Annotated in this window: 1 protein-coding gene; it reads left to right on the top strand. The window is 72.8% G+C overall.

From position 1 onward, the window contains the following. Positions 1–419, top strand: a 419-nt coding sequence (locus tag M3226_RS31675; RefSeq protein WP_251573441.1) for a glycosyltransferase, incomplete at both ends; no start/stop codon positions are given.

A 419-nucleotide genomic window follows, 5' to 3' on the forward strand; every position in this document is an offset into this window, starting at 1 on the left:
CCAGAGCGGCGTGCTCGGCGGCGCCGAGCTGTCGCTGCGCGAGATCATGAAGCACATGCGCGCGAACGCCGACGTGCTGCTGTTCGCCGACGGTCCGTTCCGCGCGGCGCTCGACGAGATCGGCGCGCGCGTCGACGTGGTCGAGCAGGGTGCGCTCGCGGGCGTGCGCAAGCAGGGCGGCGTGTCGTTCGGCGCGGTGAAGCAGCTCGTGCGGCTGGTGCGCGACGTCGCGCGGCGCGCGCGCCGCGCCGAGGTGATCTACGCGAACACCCAACGCGCGATGGTGGTCGCCGCGCTCGCCGGGCGGCTCGCGCGCAAGCCGGTGGTCTGGCACCTGCGCGACATCGTCAGCACCGACCATTTCGGCGGCAAGCAGTTGAAGGCGATCAAGTATTGCGCGCGGCTCGGCGTCACGCGCG

The organism is Neobacillus cucumis (genome assembly GCF_023715505.1).